This window comes from Saccharothrix coeruleofusca, assembly GCF_017876325.1.
Classification (GTDB): domain Bacteria; phylum Actinomycetota; class Actinomycetes; order Mycobacteriales; family Pseudonocardiaceae; genus Actinosynnema; species Actinosynnema coeruleofuscum.
Window position 1 is genome coordinate 6,083,616 of the sequence record NZ_JAGINV010000001.1, and the last position, 17,669, is coordinate 6,101,284.

Here is a 17,669-nt window from a genome sequence, read left to right on the forward strand (position 1 = left end):
GTCGTCCCCGAAATCAGCTGTTCACGGTCATCGTGCGCACCACCTGGTCGCACGCCGGGCGGACCCGCCCGCTGCCCGCCCCGGTGTACTGGCAGCCGACGCTGACCTGCACGTCCCCCTGGAACAGCACGTACCAGTCGACGGTCGCCGAGTTCACCGCTTCGCGGTAGTGGACGACATTCTTGCCCGCGAAGTCGACGGAGGTGTCGAAATCGGACAGGTTCGCGCCCTTCTGGTAGAGCGCGCGCAACTCCGCCTCCGCGCGGGACCGGTCCTCGGTGGCGTCGTAGGCGAGCTTCTGCTCCTGCACGACGATGAGGTCGTCCCCCGCCGGATCGACGGGGCTCGGCCGCAGCTGCACCTTCCGCGTCGGCGCGTCGCTGCCCGTCTGCTCCCAGTCCTCCGGCGCGGTGAAGCTGTAGTCGTACTGCGCGACCGTCCGGCCCGGCACCGCCGCCGAAGTCCGCGTCGACGTCGCTCGCCCGCCGTCCCGGTCATCACCCCTGATCAGCGCATAAGCCACCGACCCGCCCACGGCGGCCAGCAGCAGCACGACCACGCCGACCACCACACCGGTGCGCCGCTTGCGCGGCGGCGGGGCGGCCTGCTGCTGCGGCGGTGGGAAGAACGCGGGCGGCGGACGCCCCGGCAGCGGGGCGGGCGGCGTCATCCGCCGGGTGATCCTGCGGGTGTCCCGGTCGTCGATCTTGCGGGTGACCTCGTCCTGGCCGGGCAGCGCGCCTGCGCGCAGCGGATCACCGCCCACCGCCCGCAGCGCGCCGCGGGCCACCACCGTCTCCGGCTGGTCGATGCTGGTCGGCAGCACCCCCACCTGCTCGAGCACCAGCCGCGCCACCAGCGGCACCCGGCTGGTGCCGCCCACCAGGAACACCCCGGCCAGCGCCCGCGGGTCCACCCCGGCCTCCCGCACCGCGGCCGCCACCAGCCCGGCCGCGCGCGTCAGCGGGGCGCTGACCAGCCGCTCCAGGTCGGTGCGGGTCACGTGCGCGTCGGGGAACGGCGGCGGCATCGGCACGTCGGTGTAGGAGTGCCGGGACAGCGTCTCCTTCGCGCCCCGCACGTCCTGCCGCAGCACGCGGCGCTTGCGCCGGTCGGCCAGCTCGCGCCCCTCCACCAGCTGCCGCCACGCCTCCGGGTCCTCACCGGAGACCAGCGAGCCGACGTGCTCCAGCAGCGCCTGGTCGATGTCCGCCCCGCCGAACCCCGGATCGCCCTTGGTGGCCAGCACCCGGAACGTCCCGCCCTGCCGCACCACCACGCTGGCGTCCGCGGTGCCGCCGCCCAGGTCCAGCACGGCCAGCGCGGCACCCTCGGCCAGCGAGCGGGTCGCCGAGTGGAACACCGCCGCGGCCACCGGCTCGGGCAGCAGCCGCACCTCCCGCCCCAGCCCCTGCGCGGCCTGCAGCAGCACGCGGGTGCGCAGCGCGCCCCAGTCCGCCGGGTGGGTCAGCACCAGCAGGTCGACCCGCGCGCCACCGGCCACCCGACGCGCCTCGTCCACCGCGCGGGTGAGCACCGCGCGCACCACGTCCGGCACCGGCAGCACGCTGGTGCCCAGCAGCAGCTCGCCCTCGTCCACCCGGCGCTTGGGGTGCGGCTCGTACCGCGACGGGTCCACCGCGGCCTGCCGCTCGGCCTCCTGCCCGACGAACAGCGTCCCGTCCGCCGCCGCGAACACCGCCGAGGGCATGATCGGCTGACCGTCCACCACGACGACCTGCGGCTCCCGCCCGTGCAGCGAGATCGCGACGCAGGTGCTGGACGTGCCGAAGTCGACCGCGACGTGCAAGCTCATCCGTCATCCCCTCGTCGGCCGGGGTCGCCTGCCCGCATATGCATACCCGATCGCCGCCGCGGCAGAGCGAGGACTCACCAGGTCAACGCCCCGCTTCACACCCCGAGGCGGACGACTCGCCCGAAAGGCGAAGGGGCTCCCCCAGCGGGGGGAACCCCTTCGCCCGTGCTCCACCAGCGGCCTCAGTCCGGCTGGATCCAGGCGACCTGGATGCGCTGCTGCCCCAGCTTGCGGGTGACCAGCGTGCCCCGGCCCGGCGGCTGCGGCGACGGCTTGAGGTTGCCCACGATGGCGCCCTCCTCCTTCGAGCCGCTGCCGATCATGATCGGCGCCGAGATCTCCTTGAGCTTGCCCAGGATCGGGTCGTACATCGCCCGCGACGCGCCACCCATGCGGCGCACCACCACGATGTGCAGGCCGACGTCCTTGGCCTGCGGGATGAACTCCGCCAGCGGCTGCAGCGGGTTCGTGCCGCCCTGCGGGGCCACCAGGTCGTAGTCGTCGACCACGACGAACAGCTCCGGGCCCTTCCACCAGGAGCGGTTCTTCAGCTGCTCCTGGGTGACGTCCGGGCCGGGCAGGCGGCCCGCCATCGAACCGCGCACGTCCTTGATCATGTCGGTCAGCTGCGCCGACGAGACCGCGTAGGACAGCAGGTGGTCGGTCTCGATGTAGCCGAGCATGGTGCGCCGGTAGTCGACCAGCATGATCAGCGCCTCGCTGGAGGTGTAGCTGGTCATGATGCCGCGCACGATGGTGCGCAGCAGGTTGGTCTTGCCGGACTCGCCGTCGGCCAGGCACATGAAGTGCGGGTCGGCGTCGAAGTCCAGGTACACCGGGGCGAGCTCGTCCTCGTTGACGCCGATCGGCACCAGGTGGCCCCGGTTGGGGTTGGTGGTGGCGACCGCCGTCATCAGCTCCTGGTGCGGCAGCAGGTCGGGCAGCAGGCGCACGGCCGGCGCCTGCCTGCCGCGCCAGGAACCGCGCACCTTGGTGATCATGTCCTGCACGCCCGCGGCCACGTTCTCCGCGTCCGAGGACGCGTCGATGCGCGGCAGCGCGGTCAGGAAGTGCAGCTTCTGCGGCGACAGACCGCGGCCGGGGCGGCCGGCGGGCACGTTCACCGCGACCTTGCGGTCCACATCGGACTCGCTGGGGTCACCCAGCCGCAGCTCGAACCGGGTGCCCAGCAGGTCCTTCATCGCGGGCCGGATCTCCGCCCACCGGTTGGCCGCCACGATCACGTGCACGCCGTAGGACAGGCCCTGCGCGGTGAGCGCCTGCACCTGCGGCTCCAGCGCCTCGAACTCCTGCCGGAAGTTCATCCAGCCGTCGACGATGAGGAACGCGTCGCCGAAGTCGTCGTCGCGGATCTCGCCGCGCCGCTTGCGGTTGCGGAACTCCACCATCGAGTCGATGCCCTGCGCGCGGAAGCGCTGCTCCCGCTCGGAGATCAACCCGCTCAGCTCGGCGACCATGCGGCGCGCCTTGTCCACGTCCAGCCTGCTGGCGAACCCACCGACGTGCGGCAGGTGCTCCAGCGCGGCCAGCGTGCCGCCGCCGAGGTCGAGGCAGTAGAACTGCGCCTCCTCCGGCGTGTGGGTCAGCGCCATCGCGGTGATCAGCGTGCGCAGCATCATCGACTTGCCCGACTGCGGGCCGCCCACGATCGCGCCGTGGCCCGCGGCGCCGGAGAAGTCCGCCCACAGCAGGTCGCGGCGCTGCTCGAACGGCTTGTCCACCACGCCCAGCGGCACCTGCAGCTTGCCGTTGGCGAAGAAGCCCGGCGAGCACAGGCCGCGGTCGTCGGTCTGCTGCAGCGGGGGCAGCAGCGTGTCCAGCGACGGGGGCTCGTTCAGCGGGGGCAGCCACACCTCGTGCGCGGGCGGGCCCTGGCCCACCAGCCTGCTGACGATGACCTCCAGCTCGCTGGGCTCGTTGCTGTCCTCCTCCTTCTTCTGCTGCGGGACCGGCTCGGCGGGCCGCACCGGCTCCTTGGGGATCTCGATGTAGTCCGGCACGAAGAACCGGGGCCGCTTGTCGCTGCTCACCGGCGCGGCCGGGCCGGAGACCTGCATGCCCGCGGGCCGGTACGGGCCGGAGACGTACAGCGCCTTGAACCGGGTCAGCGGTGAGCCCTGCACACCCAGGTAACCCGAGCCGGGGATGGGCGGCAGCTCGTAGGCGTCGGGCACGCCGATCGCGGCCCGCGACTCGGCCGCGGAGAACGTCTTCAGACCGATCCGGTAGGACAGGAACGTGTCCAGACCGCGCAGCTTGCCCTCCTCCAGGCGCTGCGAGGCCAGCAGCATGTGCATCTGCAGCGAGCGGCCGACGCGGCCGATCTGCAGGAAGATGTCGATGAAGTCCGGCTTGGCGGTCAGCATCTCGGAGAACTCGTCGATGCAGATGAACAGCGCGGGCAGCGGGTCGAGGTCGGCGCCGTTCTCACGGGCCTTCTCGTAGTCCCACACGTTCTTGTAGTTGCCCTTGGCCAGCACTTCCTGCCGCCGCGCCACCTCGCCCGCGATGGCGTCCTTCATGCGGTCGACCAGGGTCAGGTCGCCCGCCAGGTTGGTGATGGTGGCGGCCACGTGCGGCGCGGCGTCCAGGCCGAGGAACGTCGCACCACCCTTGAAGTCGACCAGGATCATGTTCAGCGTGGTCGACGAGTGCGTGGCCAGCATCCCGAGCACCAGCGTGCGCAGGAACTCCGACTTGCCGGAACCGGTCGCGCCGATGCACAGGCCGTGCGGGCCCATGCCCTCCATCGCCGCTTCCTTGATGTCCAGCTCCACCGGCTGGCCGAACTCGCCGATGCCGAACGGCACCCGGTAGCGGTCGCGCACCGGGCGGGGCCGCCACGCCTGCTGGATGTCGAAGGTCATCGGGTCGCCGGGGATGCCCAGCAGCTCCAGCAGCGCCGGGTTGGACGACAGCGGGTCCTCGTCGCTGCCGCCCGAGGCCACACCGCCGACCCGGTACGGCGACAGGCGGCGGGCCAGCGCCTCGGCCTCCACTAGGCTCAGCCAGTCCGGGCTGCCGAACCACTCCACGCCGCTGGCGCTGCGCGCGCCGAGCTTGCCGTCCTCGATCACCAGCCGCAGGCCGCGCCGCGCGGTCAGGTTGCCCAGCGACTCCGACAGGTCCAGCAGGGTCACCCCGACCAGGCCCTCTTCGAGGATGATCTGCTCTTCCCTGGTCACGTCGCCGTCGTCGATGATGATCACGACGTGCGGCTGGTCGGTGGGCGGCGGCGCGTTGCGGGTGAACCGCTGGCGCTCACGCAGCTGCTCGTCGAGCATCTGCTCCACCTCGGCCAGCGAACTCGCCATCATGCGCATCTGGCCGATGCCGTCGACGATCGTCGGGTGCTGCACGTGCGGCAGCCACTTCGCCCACTCCCACTCGGCCTTGGTGCGGCCGGTGGTGACCACCGCGATCAGCAGGTCGTCCGGGGAGTGGAAGGTCGCCATCTGCGCGACCAGCGCGCGGGCCAGGCCGCGCTTGGCCTCGGTCTCGCCGATCAGGCCCACCGCGGCGAACCCGCGCAGCGCGATGGAGATCGGCAGGTCGGGCACCAGCGAGTGGGCGCGCACGAAGCGGCGCAGCGCCAGCGTCGCGATGGGCTCCAGCTCCTCCACCGGCCCGGTCTGCGGCGGCACCAGCCGGGTGGCCAGCCGCTGCGAGCCGCGGCCCGCGCGCAGGTGGCAGAAGTCGGGGTCGTTCTGACGGCGCTCCCACATGCGCCGGGTGGTGGCCAGCGACCACAGCATCTGCGGGTCCGGGTGCACCCACTCGCGCTCGGCGCGCTGCTCGTTGGCCGCCTCGCGGGCGCGGTCGCGCATCTGGCCCAGGTACCGCAGGTAGTCCTTGCGGTCCTCGTTCATCTCGGCCTTCTTCTGGCCCTTGCCCCCGCCCATGCCGCCGGCCATCATGCCGATGGTCGAGACCAGCATCATGCCGGGCATGATCATCGCAGCGGGGCTGCGCCCGCTGTAGCTGAACATCAGCACCATCATGCCCACGGACGACACGATCATGACGACGGGCATCGCCTTCATCATGATGTTGCCGGGGATCACCCGAGGCACCTCGGGCGGCGGCTCCAAGTGGACCTCGCCGCCGGGCGGACGGGGAGCAGCAAGGCGTGCCGTGCGCTTGAACTGCAGCGTGCTCACCGAACAGGCACCTCTTCACCCAACTCGTCAGAAACATCCCGCGGCGCAGGCGGGCGTGCGCCGGCAGTAGCAACCGACACTATGGCGCATCGTGCGAGCGCGCGACGGTGGGTCGGGAAAACATCGCGCAACAGCTTCCCCGGTTCAGCCCTGCGGCGGCCCCGCTGCGGCCATACTTGGGGCCGCCCACTGGACGAACGGACGGCCCAATAGGGTCGCGGCGTCCACAAGCACTGATTCATCTCTCGACTTAGGGGGCGCTGGTGGCGACCGGTACGACGGTGTTCAGCCGGGTCACGGTGGTTGCGCCGCGAACGCGTATCGACGTCGCGCTGCCCGCCGACGTGTCGGTGGCCGACCTGCTGCCGATGCTGCTGGACATGGCCAAGGAGGCCACTCCGGACGGTGGTGTGCGGCACGGCGGGTGGTGCCTGGCCAAGCTGGGCGACAGCCCGCTGGACCCCAGCCGCACGCTCGCCTCGCTCGGCGTGGTCGACGGCGAGCTGCTGCAGCTGCGCAAGCGGAACGAGAACCCTCCGCCGCCGCTGTACGACGACGTGGTCGACGCGATCGCCGAGTCGGACCCGGACAGCTTCCGCCCGTGGACCAAGGACACCGCGCGCAAGTACGGGCACCTGGCGGGCGCGCTGGCGCTGCTGGCGGCGGCCGTGGCGGTGCTCATGGCGGGTCCGCTGACCGGCGGCTCGAGCCTGGCCCCGGCGATCTGCGCGGGTGTCACGGCGGTCGCGGCGCTGGCCGCGGGCGCGGTGGTGGCGCGGGCCTACGGCGCGACCGACACCGGTGTGCTGATCACCGCGGCGGGCAGCCTGCCGATGGCCTACGTGGCGGGCCTGTACATCGTGCCCGGCCCGATCGAGCGCCCCAACCTGCTGCTGGCCAGCGTGCTGGTGCTCATCTTCGCCTCGGCCGCGATCATGCTGATCGGCCGCGGCATCACGGTGTTCATCGCGGCCGCCACGGCGGGCGCGCTGACCGCGGTGGCGTTCCTGATCGGCATCTTCGTCGACCACCCGGTGCAGGGCATCGCGGCGGCCACCGCAGCGGTGTCGCTGGCGGCGCTGTCGGCGCTGCCCCGGCTGACCATCCAGCTGGCCAAGCTGCCGCTGCCGACCGTGCCGGGCAGCGCCGAGGACCTCAAGGAGGACACCGGTTTCCCGGAGTACGCGGTCATCGAGCGGCGCACCGCCAACGCGCACGAGTACCTCACCGGCATGATCATCGGCTGCGGCGGCATCGCGGCGCTGTTCGCGGTGATCGCGGCGGGCGACGGCTCGATCTTCGGCCCCATCCTGGCGATCGTGGTGTCGCTGGTGCTGATGCTGCGCGGCCGGGCCTACGCCAACGGCGCGCAGGCGGTGGCGCTGCTGGTGAGCGGCATGGTCGCGGCGGCGGGGGTGCTCATCGGCTGGCTGGTCTCGTCGAGCCCGACCGAGCGGCTGCTCTACGTCTTCGGCGCGCTCGTGCTGCTCGGCGCGGTGGCCCTGGTGCTGGGTGTGATCTTCCCGCACCAGAAGTTCTCGCCGGTGCTGCGCCGCACGGTGGACGTGCTGGAGGCCATCCTCATCGCCGTGGTGCTGCCGCTGGCGCTGGCGGTGATGGACCTCTACGTGGTCATGCGCCAGCTGATCCCGGCCTGAGGCGGCGGAAGCGATGCGCAGGACACGGAAAGCCGCCGCGCTGGTCGCCGTCGCGCTGACCCTGGTGACCTCGCCGCTGGGCTACGCGCAGCCCAGCGGCAACCCCGCGCCGACGCGGCCCAACTCCGAGCCGCCGCCGGTGAACCCGGCGCTTCGGCCCGCCCCGGCCACGCCGAAGCCGGACGTGCCCTACAAACCGAAGAAGGGGTGCATCACCTCCAACACGGGCAACCGCACCATCGCCGAGCGGCCGTGGGGGCAGATGCAGCTGCGCCTGGAGGAGGCGCACCGCTTCGCCACCGGCAAGGGCATCCGGCTGGCCATCATCGACACCGGCGTCAACGCCAACCACCCGCGGCTGAAGGGCCGGGTCAAGCCCGGCGGCGACTACGTGGAGGACGGCAAGGGCGGCGTGGTCGACTGCGACGGCCACGGCACCGAGGTCGCGGGCGTCGCGGCGGCCAGCCGGGACGAGGCCACCGGTTTCGTCGGCGCCGCCCCGGACGCGGAGATCCTGGCCTTCCGGCAGACCAGCGACCACTTCGAGTTCAAGGACCCGACGGGCCGCGACAACCGCGCCACCGCGGGCAAGGTCGGCACGCTGGCGCAGGCGATCGTGATGGCGGTCGAAGGCGGCGCGAAGGTCATCAACATCTCGCTGACCGCCTGCGAACCGCCCAAGCCCCCCAGCGACCAGGAGCGCGCGCTGCAGGCGGCGATCCACTGGGCGGTCAACGAGCGCAACGTCGTGGTCGTCACCGCGGCGGGCAACCTCGGCACGCCGGAGAGCGGCTGCGCCACGCAGAACGACAACCAGAACCCGGAGAACGTCAACGTCGTGGCGTCGCCGCCCTGGTACGCCGACGACGTGCTGTCGGTGGCGTCGATGAACCGGGTCGGCGCGGTGTCGTCGTTCTCGGTGTGGGGACCGTGGGTCAGCGTAGCCGCGCCGGGCGAGGACATCGTGACGCTGGACCCGGCGGGCACCGGGCTGACCAACGCCAACGCCGACGAACGCGGCGCGCTGACCCTGATCCAGGGCACCAGCTTCGCCTCGCCCTACGTGGCGGGCGTGGTCGCCCTGGTGCGCGAGCGGTTCCCGGACCTGACCGCGCGGCAGGTCATGGAGCGGATCAAGGCCACGGCCCAGCACCCCGGCAACCCGGAGGGCCGCGACCACAAGGTCGGCGCGGGCATGATCAACCCGGTGGCCGCGCTGACCGCCGAGCTGCCCTCGGAGCAGCCGGGCGCCAAGCCCGTCGAGCCCGAGCAGCTGATGACCGACCTCGACCCGATCAACCCGCCGGACAACACGCCGCTGATCGTGGCGCTGTCGGGCACCGGCGTGGGCATCGGCCTGCTGCTGCTGACCCTGTTCGTGGTGCGCACGGTCAACCGCAACCGCGAGAAGCGCGGCACGCCGGTCAGACGCCCGGCGATGTGACGTGAAGGGCCGCCCCACTGGGCGGCCCTTCACGCATCAGGGCCAGTTCCCCGGTCAGTCCCCTGATCAGTCCTCGCCCAGCACCGGCGGGACTGTCCTCTTGGGCTTGCCGAACACGTCCTCGGTCGTGGTGGTGACGCGGACCTTGGCCTTGTGCTCCTTGTCGCCGCCCTGCTGACCACCACCGGGAGCGCCCATCACGCCCCCGCCGACCATGCCCATGCCGCCGACCATCCCGCCGGTCATGCCACCGGTATGGCCCGCCGCCTGCGTCGCGGCGGCCGGGCGCGCGGGCGCCTCGACGTGCCGGGGCTCCTGCACCGCGGTCGACCCACCCGGCTGCAACCGCTCCGCCTGCTCGACGCCGTTGCCGGCACCCCCGACAGCACCCCCGACAGCACCGCCAGCGGCACCCCCGGCAGCCGCTCCCGGTGAACCGCCAGAAGGCGCGCCAGCGCCACCGGGCAGGCCACCCACCGCAGCACCACCACCGGACGCGGCAACCGCCACAGCGGGCTCCTCAGCGCCCTTCACGGCGTCCTGCTGGGCGGAAACACCCATGACGCCCACGGGCGAAGTCGTGCCGGGCTCGGTGAACTCCCAATCCCGCTCGGGATAGCGGTGCTCCATCCGCACCGCGGCGAACCCGTCGGCCCCCGACACGCCCTCGCACAGCCGCAGGAACGCCTCCAGCACGTCCCGCGCCGACTCGTGCAGCTCCTCCACCGGGTCGCGCAGCTCCTCCAGCGCCTCGACCACCCGCCGGTCGCCGTCCAGCGGCAGTGCCGCCGCCCCGGACACCACCTCCGCCGCGTCGGCCAGCAGCCGGGCCATGTCCGCCACGATCCCGCGCACGCCCTCCGCGGTCAGCTCCAGCGCCTCCGCCATGGCGTGCATGGCGTCGGACATGTCGTGCCCGGCCAACCCGACCTGCCGCATGTGCTCGACGAAGGAATCCGCGTCCCGGCCCTGCCACGCCGAGTCCAGCTTGCCCAGCGGCCCGGTCAGGTCGCGGGTCACCTGCTCGGCCGCTACCCCGGCCCGGCGCCACCGCTCGGCCTCGTCGTGCAGGTCGTTCCACTCGCCCACCAGCGGGGTGAAGCAGTCCCGCACCAGGTCCCGCACACCGAGCCTGCGGCTGACACCGGACAGGTACGCCAGCTCCGGCTCCACCTCGGCGGCGATCCGCCGACCGTCCTCGCGCACCGGACCCCCTAGCGCCGACCGGCGCGCTCGATCAGCGCCACCGCGTCCTCGTCCTGGGCGCCGTAGTGCTCGGCCACGTCACGCAGCCCCGACGCCGCCGCGGACAGCACCTGGCACGCGCGGTCGAGCTGCTGGTGCAGCAGCTCGGCCGCGCGGCCGTACGCCTCCGCGCTGCGCAGCGCCCGACCCAGCTCGCCGAAGCTCTGCGGCCGCACCGACGCCCGGCGCAGCTCGGCGCGCGCCGAGGACAGCTCCTCGGCCGACTCCTCGACGCGCCGCGCGTACAGCTCCAGCCATCGCGGATCGACCTCGATCCGCCCCGCCCCGACCTGGTTCACCCCGGCACCTCCCAACCGTCCGGCCACCCGTCCCGCGAACGGTGCTTCAGACGACGCTGTAGACGACGCCGGGCCCTGGCCGGTTCCGCCCGGGTCAGCCGCCCTGCGCCTGCCGGGTGTCCTCCGGCAGCACGCCCAGCTCCTTCGGCGTCGGGATCGAGTCCCAACTGCGCGTCGCGTCGTTGCGGTTGAGCTGCGGCCCGTTGGGCAGCAGCCGCAGGATCGACTCCGGCCCCGGCACGAAGCCGCCGTCGCCCAAGCCGAGCGCGGCGCTGGTCAGGGTGTCCGGAATGCCGTACTTCACGCCGCGACCGGTGATCAAGTGGATCGGGCCGCTGGCGAAGTCCTGGGTGGACGTCGCCGAGCGCACCACGGCCGACTTGCCCGAGGCCATGATGAACTGGCTGACCACCTCGCCCGTGGCGCCGACCTGGTTGATGGTCACCGGCACCGCTTCGGCGGGCATCGGCAGCGACGGCGCGATGGTCACCTGGGTGTGCTGGGACTTGTTGTCCGCGGTGACGTTCTCCGCCCGCCAGCCCAGGCACACGACCACGTTGTTCTGGTTGGGCTGCAGGGTGTCCGGCACCTCGGTCGGGTAGTCGGCCAGGTCCAGCGGCTGGGCGGGCTTCTGGGTGTCGTTGATCCGCGCGATGTCGACCTTCTTGGGCTCCGCGCCCTGCGCGTAGGCGGCCCGGATCAGGTCGCCCGCCGCGCGGCTGACCTCCTGCAGGCCGTCCTCCAGCACCACGTAGAACACCTCGACCGAACCGGTGCGCTCCACCTCGATCACGTCACCGACCTTGAGGTTCTCGCCGGTGATGTAGTTCACCCGGTCGCCCTGGCCGGGGATGGTCGGCGCGCGCAGCGGCTTGGCCTCCGGGATCGCGTTGAGCAGACCCGCGCTGATCGCCCGCACGGTCTTGCCGCGCAGGTTCAGCGCGGTGACCACCTCGTTGCGGGTCAGGTCCACCTTGGCCCGCACCGTGCTGGTCGAGGTGATCTTCGAGTTCACCGGGGCCTTGTAGATCAGGTAGGTGTCCTTGGCGTCCGTGCCCGCCTGCACCAGCAGCGCCTTGTTGCCGTCGAGCGGCTGCCCACCGCCGCTGACACCCGCCAGCACGGTGGTGGTGAACTTGCCCTTGGCCGTGCTGTTGGGCAGCGACTCGTCGATCTCGATCTTGTCGCACACCGACCACTCCGCGCCGATCCGGTCCTCCGGGTTGGTGGGCAGCACGTCCGGCCCGTCCGGGATGCCGGTCAGCCGCCCCTTGGGCAGCTTGGCCAGCGCCTTCTCGGTCACCAGCTTGGGCTCGCCGCCCGCGACCTGCGGAGCGCCCTGCGTGGCGATCGAACCCGCCGCCGCGTCACCGCCCTCCTGCGCGCCTTGGCTCTTGTCCGGGTTCTGCTGCTGCAACAGCAGCAGCCGCGCGGAGGCCAGGTTCGTCATCGGGATCAGCTGGGTCGGGTTGCGCCGCACCACGTAGACCTGGCCGGTCTCCTTGCTGATCGCGATCTGGGTGTTCTGGTCGACCTGCGGATCCGGCGAGAAGAAACCGAACACCAGGAAGCCGATCAGGCCGATCACACCGAGGATGACACCGACCGCTGTGGCGCGCGTGTGCGTGCGCATCGGGTCGTGCAGCATCACTGCGTCTCTGCGCACCAGCGCGGACTGCATCCTGCGCAGCACGAAGCGGTAGGCCTGGACCTGTGACTTGGTGGTGGGTGTTGATGCCATTATCGGCTCGCTGCTCTCCCAGTCGCGGTACGGTTCTGCACGATAGCCGGACGGCGGGTGGTCCGTGTGCGGGTTCCGCAGACCCGAGGGACCTCCCCCCGCCGCGCATCCTCCTCGCCGCCCGAGGCGCACCGAACACCGAGGGGAAAGAGACCGAATCGGTATGGCCGTCACCACCCCACACCCTGGCCAGCCCAACCCCGCGATGGCGCGCGCCCAAGCCGCCGCGGGCGCGGTGCGCGCCGCCGCGCTGCGGGCCCGCAGGCGCACCGCCGGGGCCAGCCTCGGCGCGCTGCCCGTCGCGAACCTGGTCGTCCTGGAAACCGGTGTCGCGATAGCGCTGATCCTGATAGCGGTCGGCGCGACCGGCGACTCCATCGCGCCCGTGCCGCTGTACATCGCGGGCGGCATCGTGCTGATCGCGTTGATCCTGGCGTTCACCCGGTCCAGGGGCCGCTGGCTGACCCAGTGGATCACCCTGGTGGTCCGCTACAACTTCCGCTCCCACAGCCGCACCGCCAAGAGCGCGGGCCCGGTGGAGATGAAGCCGCCGTCGGAGGAGGACGCCTCCGTGATCGGCCCGGACGACCCGCGGGTGGCGCTGCTGCGGCTGGCCGTGCCGGACCTGGTGGTGGCCAAGGGCGTGGACCACGAGCGCAGGCCGCTGGGCATGGCCTGGCACCAGGGCGCGTGGACCGCCGTGCTGCTGGTCGACCCGGCGCCCGGCCTGATCAACGCGGTCGGCAGCGCGCCGAGCCTGCCCCTGGGCGCCCTCGCGCCGTGCCTGGAGGACCGCGGCGTGGTGCTCGACGCCATCTCGGTGATCTGGCACTGCTACCCCGGCAGCGCGGCGCTGCCCTCGAACTCGCCCGCGCTCAACTCGTACCTGGAAGTGCTCGGCCCGCTGCCCGCGGCGGCGCGGCGCACCACGTGGATCGCGGTGCGGCTGGACCCCCGGCGCTGCGCCGCGGCGATCCGCGAGCGCGGCGGCGGTGTGGTGGGCGCGCACCGCGCCCTGATCGGCGCCCTGTCGCGGGTGCGCAACGCCCTGGAGTCCGCGGGCGTGTCGATCCGGCCGCTGGACTCCGACGAGCTCATCCGCGCGGGCATCTCCGCGGCCGAGCTGACCTCCGTGGCAGGCTCGAACAAGGCGGTGTCGCTGCGGGAGAAGTGGTCCGGGGTGACCGCGGGCGGCGTCGGGCACGCCAGCTACGCGATCACCGGCTGGCCCGCCAAGGGCATGCGCAACAACCTCAACGCCCTCACCGGCGTGCGCGCGCTGTCCTCCACGCTGGCGATGTCCATCTCCCCCAGCGGCGAGCAGGGCCAGGTCGGCCTGCGCGGACTGGTGCGGGTCAGCGCCCGCACCCCCACCGAGCTGGACCGCGCCGACGACCGGCTCAAGGCGCTGGCGGACAAGCTGGACATCACCCTGACCCCGCTCAACGGCCTGCAGGTCTCCGGCCTGGCCGCCACGCTGCCGCTGGGAGGTGTGGCATGAGCGCCTCCCGCCTGATGGACGCGCAGGGCCACAACAAGGGCGTCGCCCCCGAGTTCCTGGTCGACCCGCAACTGCTGGACGTGGTCAGCCCGTCGGGCGACCGCGGCGGCATGGTGCTCGGCTCCGGACTGCAGGGCGAGCCACTGACCATCTCGGTGCTGCGCTCCACGCCGACCCGCATGGTCGTGGTCGGCGGCCTGTACCTGGCCCGCCAGATCGCGCTGCGCGCCATGGCGACCGGCGCGTGGATCACCATCGCCACCGGCCGCCCCGCCGCGTGGCAGCCGGTGGTGCGGGCGGCGGGCGCGGGCCCGGACGGGCGTCCCTCGCCGCTGGTGCAGCTGCGCAGGCTCAGCCCGGTGGAGCTGCCCCGACCGTCCGAGGACAGCCCGCTGCTGGTCGTGCACGACGGCGGCCACGTGCCGCAGGAGCTGTTCCCGCCGCGCTCGCCGTGGCAGACCACCATGTACGTGCTGCCCTACCTGCACCCGCAGGCGGCGGCCACGGCGAACTCCGCCGACCTGGTGCTGCTCCAGCGCCTGCCGGTCGGCCAGGCCCAGCTGGCGAGCCAGATCTGGCGGCTGCCGCCCCAGATGGCCCACCAGCTGACCACGCTCAAGGACGACCAGGTGATCGCGCTGGGCGCCAACCTGTGGCGCCCGCTGCGGTTGGTGACCACACCGGGAGAGCAGCAGATCCTGGGCGCGGTGCGCCGAGGCGACTGAAGACCACCACCGCAAGATCGTGCCCCGGACCCCGGTCCGGGGCACGTTTCTTTGCGCCCGTCCAGGCGTCCACCGAAGCACTTCGTTGACAGCGCGAACAAAAACTGTTGAGGAGCCGAATGCCGCATTGTCCGCGCAAATCGTTGCGCGCCACCTGCGGAGCTAACTAAGAACGAGTCACGCGACCGGGGGTTCGGGGCTGCACCACCGGCGCAGACCCTGCGAAGAGGAGACCTCCGCTATGGCAGAACTTCGCACTTCCTGGACGAGACGGCTGGCCGGTGTCGGGCTGGCCACCGGCACGGCCTTCGCGGTCACCGCCGCGCTGACCACCTTCACCTCCTCCGCCGCCGAGGGCGAAATCCGCGGCCTGGGTACGGAGAAGGCGGTCAAGGACAGCTACATCGTGGTGCTCAAGGACGTCAGCACCGCCAGCGCCAGTTCGTTGAGCGCCAAATACCAGGCGACGGTCAAGCACACCTACACGCGCGCCCTCCACGGCTTCTCGGCCACCATGTCCGAAGCGCAGGCCCGCAAGCTGGCCGCGGACCCGGCGGTGGCCTACGTCCAGCAGGACGCCGAGGTCAGCATCTCCGCCACACAGGCGCCGACCCCCTCATGGGGTCTGGACCGCATCGACCAGGCCGCGCTGCCGCTGGACAACTCCTACACCTACCCGAACGAGGGTGAGGGCGTCACCGCCTACATCATCGACACGGGCATCCGGTTCTCCCACAGCGACTTCGCGGGCCGCGCCAGCTCCGGTCGCGACACCGTGGACAACGACGACGACTCCACCGACTGCAACGGCCACGGCACGCACGTGGCGGGCACCGTCGGCGGCAGCACCTACGGCGTGGCCAAGAAGGTGAAGCTGGTCGGCGTCCGGGTGCTGAACTGCTCCGGCTCCGGCACCTACGCGGGTGTCATCGCGGGCATCGACTGGGTCACCGCCAACGCGGTCAAGCCCGCCGTGGCCAACATGAGCCTCGGCGGCGGGGCGGACGCCACGGTCGACCAGGCGGTGCGCAACTCCATCGCCTCGGGCGTGACCTACGGCCTCGCGGGTGGCAACAGCAGCGGCGCGGACGCCTGCGGGTTCTCACCCGCCCGCACCCCGGAGGCGATCACGGTCGGCTCCACCACCAACACCGACGCCCGCTCGTCGTTCTCCAACATCGGCACCTGCCTCGACATCTTCGCGCCCGGTTCGAACATCACCTCCGCGTGGCACACCGGCGACACGGCCACCAACACCATCAGCGGCACCTCGATGGCGACCCCGCACGTGGTCGGCGCCGCGGCGCTGTTCCTGGCCGCCAACCCGACCGCGACCCCGCAGCAGGTCCGCGACGGCCTGGTGGACGGGGCCACCTCGGACGTGGTGACCAGCCCCGGCAACGGCTCGCCGAACAAGCTGCTGCGCGTGGTCGGGGGCACCGGCCCGCAGCCCATCGGCTGCCCGGCCAAGACCAACGACGCCGACGTGGCCGTGCCCGACCTGGGGACTGGTGTCAGCACCATCGCGGTGACCGACTGCGCGGGCAAGGCGAGCACGGCGGTCACCATCGAGGTGCACGTCAAGCACACCTACCGCGGTGACCTGTCCGTGCACCTGGTCACCCCGAGCGGCGCGGTGCGCCAGCTCAGGGCCCAGTCGGGTTCGGACGGCACGGACAACCTGGATGCCACCTACACGGTGAACCTGTCCACCGAGGACGCCAACGGCAACTGGCAGCTGCGGGTCCGCGACTGGTACAACCAGGACACCGGCTACATCGACAGCTGGACCCTCGACCTCTGAGCTCCTCTGTGAGGTAGCGCGCTTCCGGCGGCCCCCATCCTGCGCGGTGGGGGCCGCCGTGCGTGTCGCGCCCCGATGACCGGCGTCCGACGGCCGGGGGTGCGTCGCGGGTGCCGTCGCGGGTCCTCCTGGCGCGGCGGCACGAAGAACGGCACCCCGCCGTCCATGACGATCCGCCACTGCGAGCCGTGCGCCAGCGCGTGGTGCTTCTTGCACAACAGCACCAGGTTCGCCACGTCGGTCTGGCCGCCGTCGACCCAGTGGACCACGTGGTGGACCTCGCACCACTTCGGCGGACGATCACAGCCGGGGAACGCGCAGCCGCCGTCGCGGGCGTGCAGCGCCCTACGCTGGGCCAGGGTCAGCACCCGCTTGGCGCGCCCGACGTCGAGCACTTCCGATCGGCCGCCGAGAACCACCGGCACCACCTTCGCGTCACACGCGATCCGGCGCACCTGCGCGGCCGACAGCTGCCGCCCGCCGTCCAGTGCCGCGCGTCCCACGCCCCGGCGCAGCGCGGCGTAGTCGAGGGTGATGTTCACGTGCGGGCGCTCCCCCGCCTCCGACGGCAGCTCGGCGGACCGCAGCGCCAGGCCCAGCAGTTCACCGAACGCCTCCCCTTGGCGCTGGGCCAGTGGTCGCGTGTCGCCCGCGCGTGGCCGGGACAGCGGCTCCAGCGCGGCGCGGAACTCCGCTCCCGCCTCCACCGACAGCCTGCCCCGCAACTCCAGCCTGCCGTCGGCCAGGTTCCGCAGGCGCAGCACGTCCCCCTGGCCGGTAGCGGACGCGGCGCGGTCGCGGAGGCTGCGGGCCAACTCCTTGACCGCCTTGGGCTCCGCCGACACCGCGGTCCGCACCAATGCCTCTTCGGCGCCCTGCGGCAGCCGCCGCCTGATGGCCCGCGACAGCTCCACCAGGTGCTCCTCGGACAGCTCCGCCAGCGCCGCCGAGACCGCCGGATGCGCAGGCCCCAGCGGCTGCCCGGTCGGACTTCGTCCGGGCAGGAACCACTTCACCTGCGTGATCCAGCGCTTCATCACCGCCGAGTCGACGCGGACGGCCCGGCGGCAGGATTCGACGTCCAGGCCGCGCCGCAGCACTTCGGCCAGCAGGTCGAGGCGGCGGCGGTGCAGCGATCGCATGGCGGCCTCGACCTCCGAGAAGGCGGCGAGGACCTCGTTGTCGGACAGCAGTGCGGGGAGTGATGTCATGATCGCGACGGTATTCGAACCGTGGTTCGAAGTCGTCACTCGAA

At 72.3% G+C, this 17,669-nt stretch carries 11 protein-coding genes; 5 read left to right on the plus strand and 6 right to left on the minus strand.

What is annotated here, in order from left to right; genetic code table 11:
- Positions 1 to 13 precede the first annotated feature (13 nt).
- On the minus strand, positions 14 to 1,816 hold the full coding sequence (locus JOF41_RS27545) for a type VII secretion-associated protein (protein ID WP_209623020.1): 1,803 nt from the start codon (positions 1,814 to 1,816) through the stop codon (positions 14 to 16).
- Between the two features lie 182 nt (positions 1,817 to 1,998).
- Complete coding sequence (eccCa, locus tag JOF41_RS27550; protein WP_209623021.1) at positions 1,999 to 5,997, minus strand: type VII secretion protein EccCa; 3,999 nt, start codon at positions 5,995 to 5,997, stop codon at positions 1,999 to 2,001.
- A gap of 263 nt (positions 5,998 to 6,260) precedes the next feature.
- On the opposite strand from eccCa, the gene eccD reads away from it, so the two are divergent.
- Both eccD and mycP read left to right on the plus strand, forming a co-directional pair.
- A complete protein-coding gene (gene eccD / locus JOF41_RS27555; RefSeq protein ID WP_189224170.1) occupies positions 6,261 to 7,655 on the plus strand; it encodes a type VII secretion integral membrane protein EccD in 1,395 nt (464 codons plus the stop codon).
- Positions 7,656 to 7,668: 13 nt separating this feature from the next.
- Positions 7,669 to 9,099, plus strand: coding sequence for a type VII secretion-associated serine protease mycosin (gene mycP, locus JOF41_RS27560; protein ID WP_209623023.1), 1,431 nt, complete (start codon positions 7,669 to 7,671; stop codon positions 9,097 to 9,099).
- Between the two features lie 66 nt (positions 9,100 to 9,165).
- Here mycP and JOF41_RS27565 read toward each other — a convergent pair whose 3' ends face one another.
- From JOF41_RS27565 to eccB, 3 genes are all read right to left on the minus strand, one after another.
- A complete protein-coding gene (locus JOF41_RS27565) occupies positions 9,166 to 10,305 on the minus strand; it encodes a WXG100 family type VII secretion target (RefSeq protein WP_209623025.1) in 1,140 nt (379 codons plus the stop codon).
- Positions 10,306 to 10,313: 8 nt separating this feature from the next.
- Positions 10,314 to 10,643, minus strand: coding sequence for a DUF2563 family protein (locus JOF41_RS27570; protein WP_229795807.1), 330 nt, complete (start codon positions 10,641 to 10,643; stop codon positions 10,314 to 10,316).
- Between the two features lie 94 nt (positions 10,644 to 10,737).
- On the minus strand, positions 10,738 to 12,384 hold the full coding sequence (eccB, locus tag JOF41_RS27575) for a type VII secretion protein EccB (protein ID WP_189224167.1): 1,647 nt from the start codon (positions 12,382 to 12,384) through the stop codon (positions 10,738 to 10,740).
- 163 nt (positions 12,385 to 12,547) lie between these two features.
- Here eccB and eccE point away from each other — a divergent pair, with 163 nt between their 5' ends.
- The 3 genes from eccE (at position 12,548) to JOF41_RS27590 (ending at position 16,414) form a co-directional block, all read left to right on the plus strand.
- Positions 12,548 to 13,885, plus strand: a complete 1,338-nt coding sequence (eccE, locus tag JOF41_RS27580; RefSeq protein ID WP_189224166.1) for a type VII secretion protein EccE — start codon at positions 12,548 to 12,550, stop codon at positions 13,883 to 13,885.
- Positions 13,882 to 14,610 (plus strand): hypothetical protein, encoded by a 729-nt coding sequence (locus JOF41_RS27585; RefSeq protein WP_189224165.1) that lies wholly within the window; start codon positions 13,882 to 13,884, stop codon positions 14,608 to 14,610. Before eccE ends, JOF41_RS27585 begins: the two co-directional genes overlap by 4 nt.
- 241 nt (positions 14,611 to 14,851) lie before the next feature.
- The gene (locus JOF41_RS27590) at positions 14,852 to 16,414 is read left to right on the plus strand and encodes a S8 family peptidase (protein ID WP_189224164.1); all 1,563 of its coding nucleotides are present in this window, start codon (positions 14,852 to 14,854) and stop codon (positions 16,412 to 16,414) included.
- On the opposite strand, the gene JOF41_RS27595 is transcribed toward JOF41_RS27590, so the two are convergent.
- Complete coding sequence (locus JOF41_RS27595) at positions 16,384 to 17,625, minus strand: HNH endonuclease signature motif containing protein (protein ID WP_209623027.1); 1,242 nt, start codon at positions 17,623 to 17,625, stop codon at positions 16,384 to 16,386. The genes JOF41_RS27590 and JOF41_RS27595 overlap by 31 nt on opposite strands.
- Between the last annotated feature and the right edge of the window lie 44 nt (positions 17,626 to 17,669).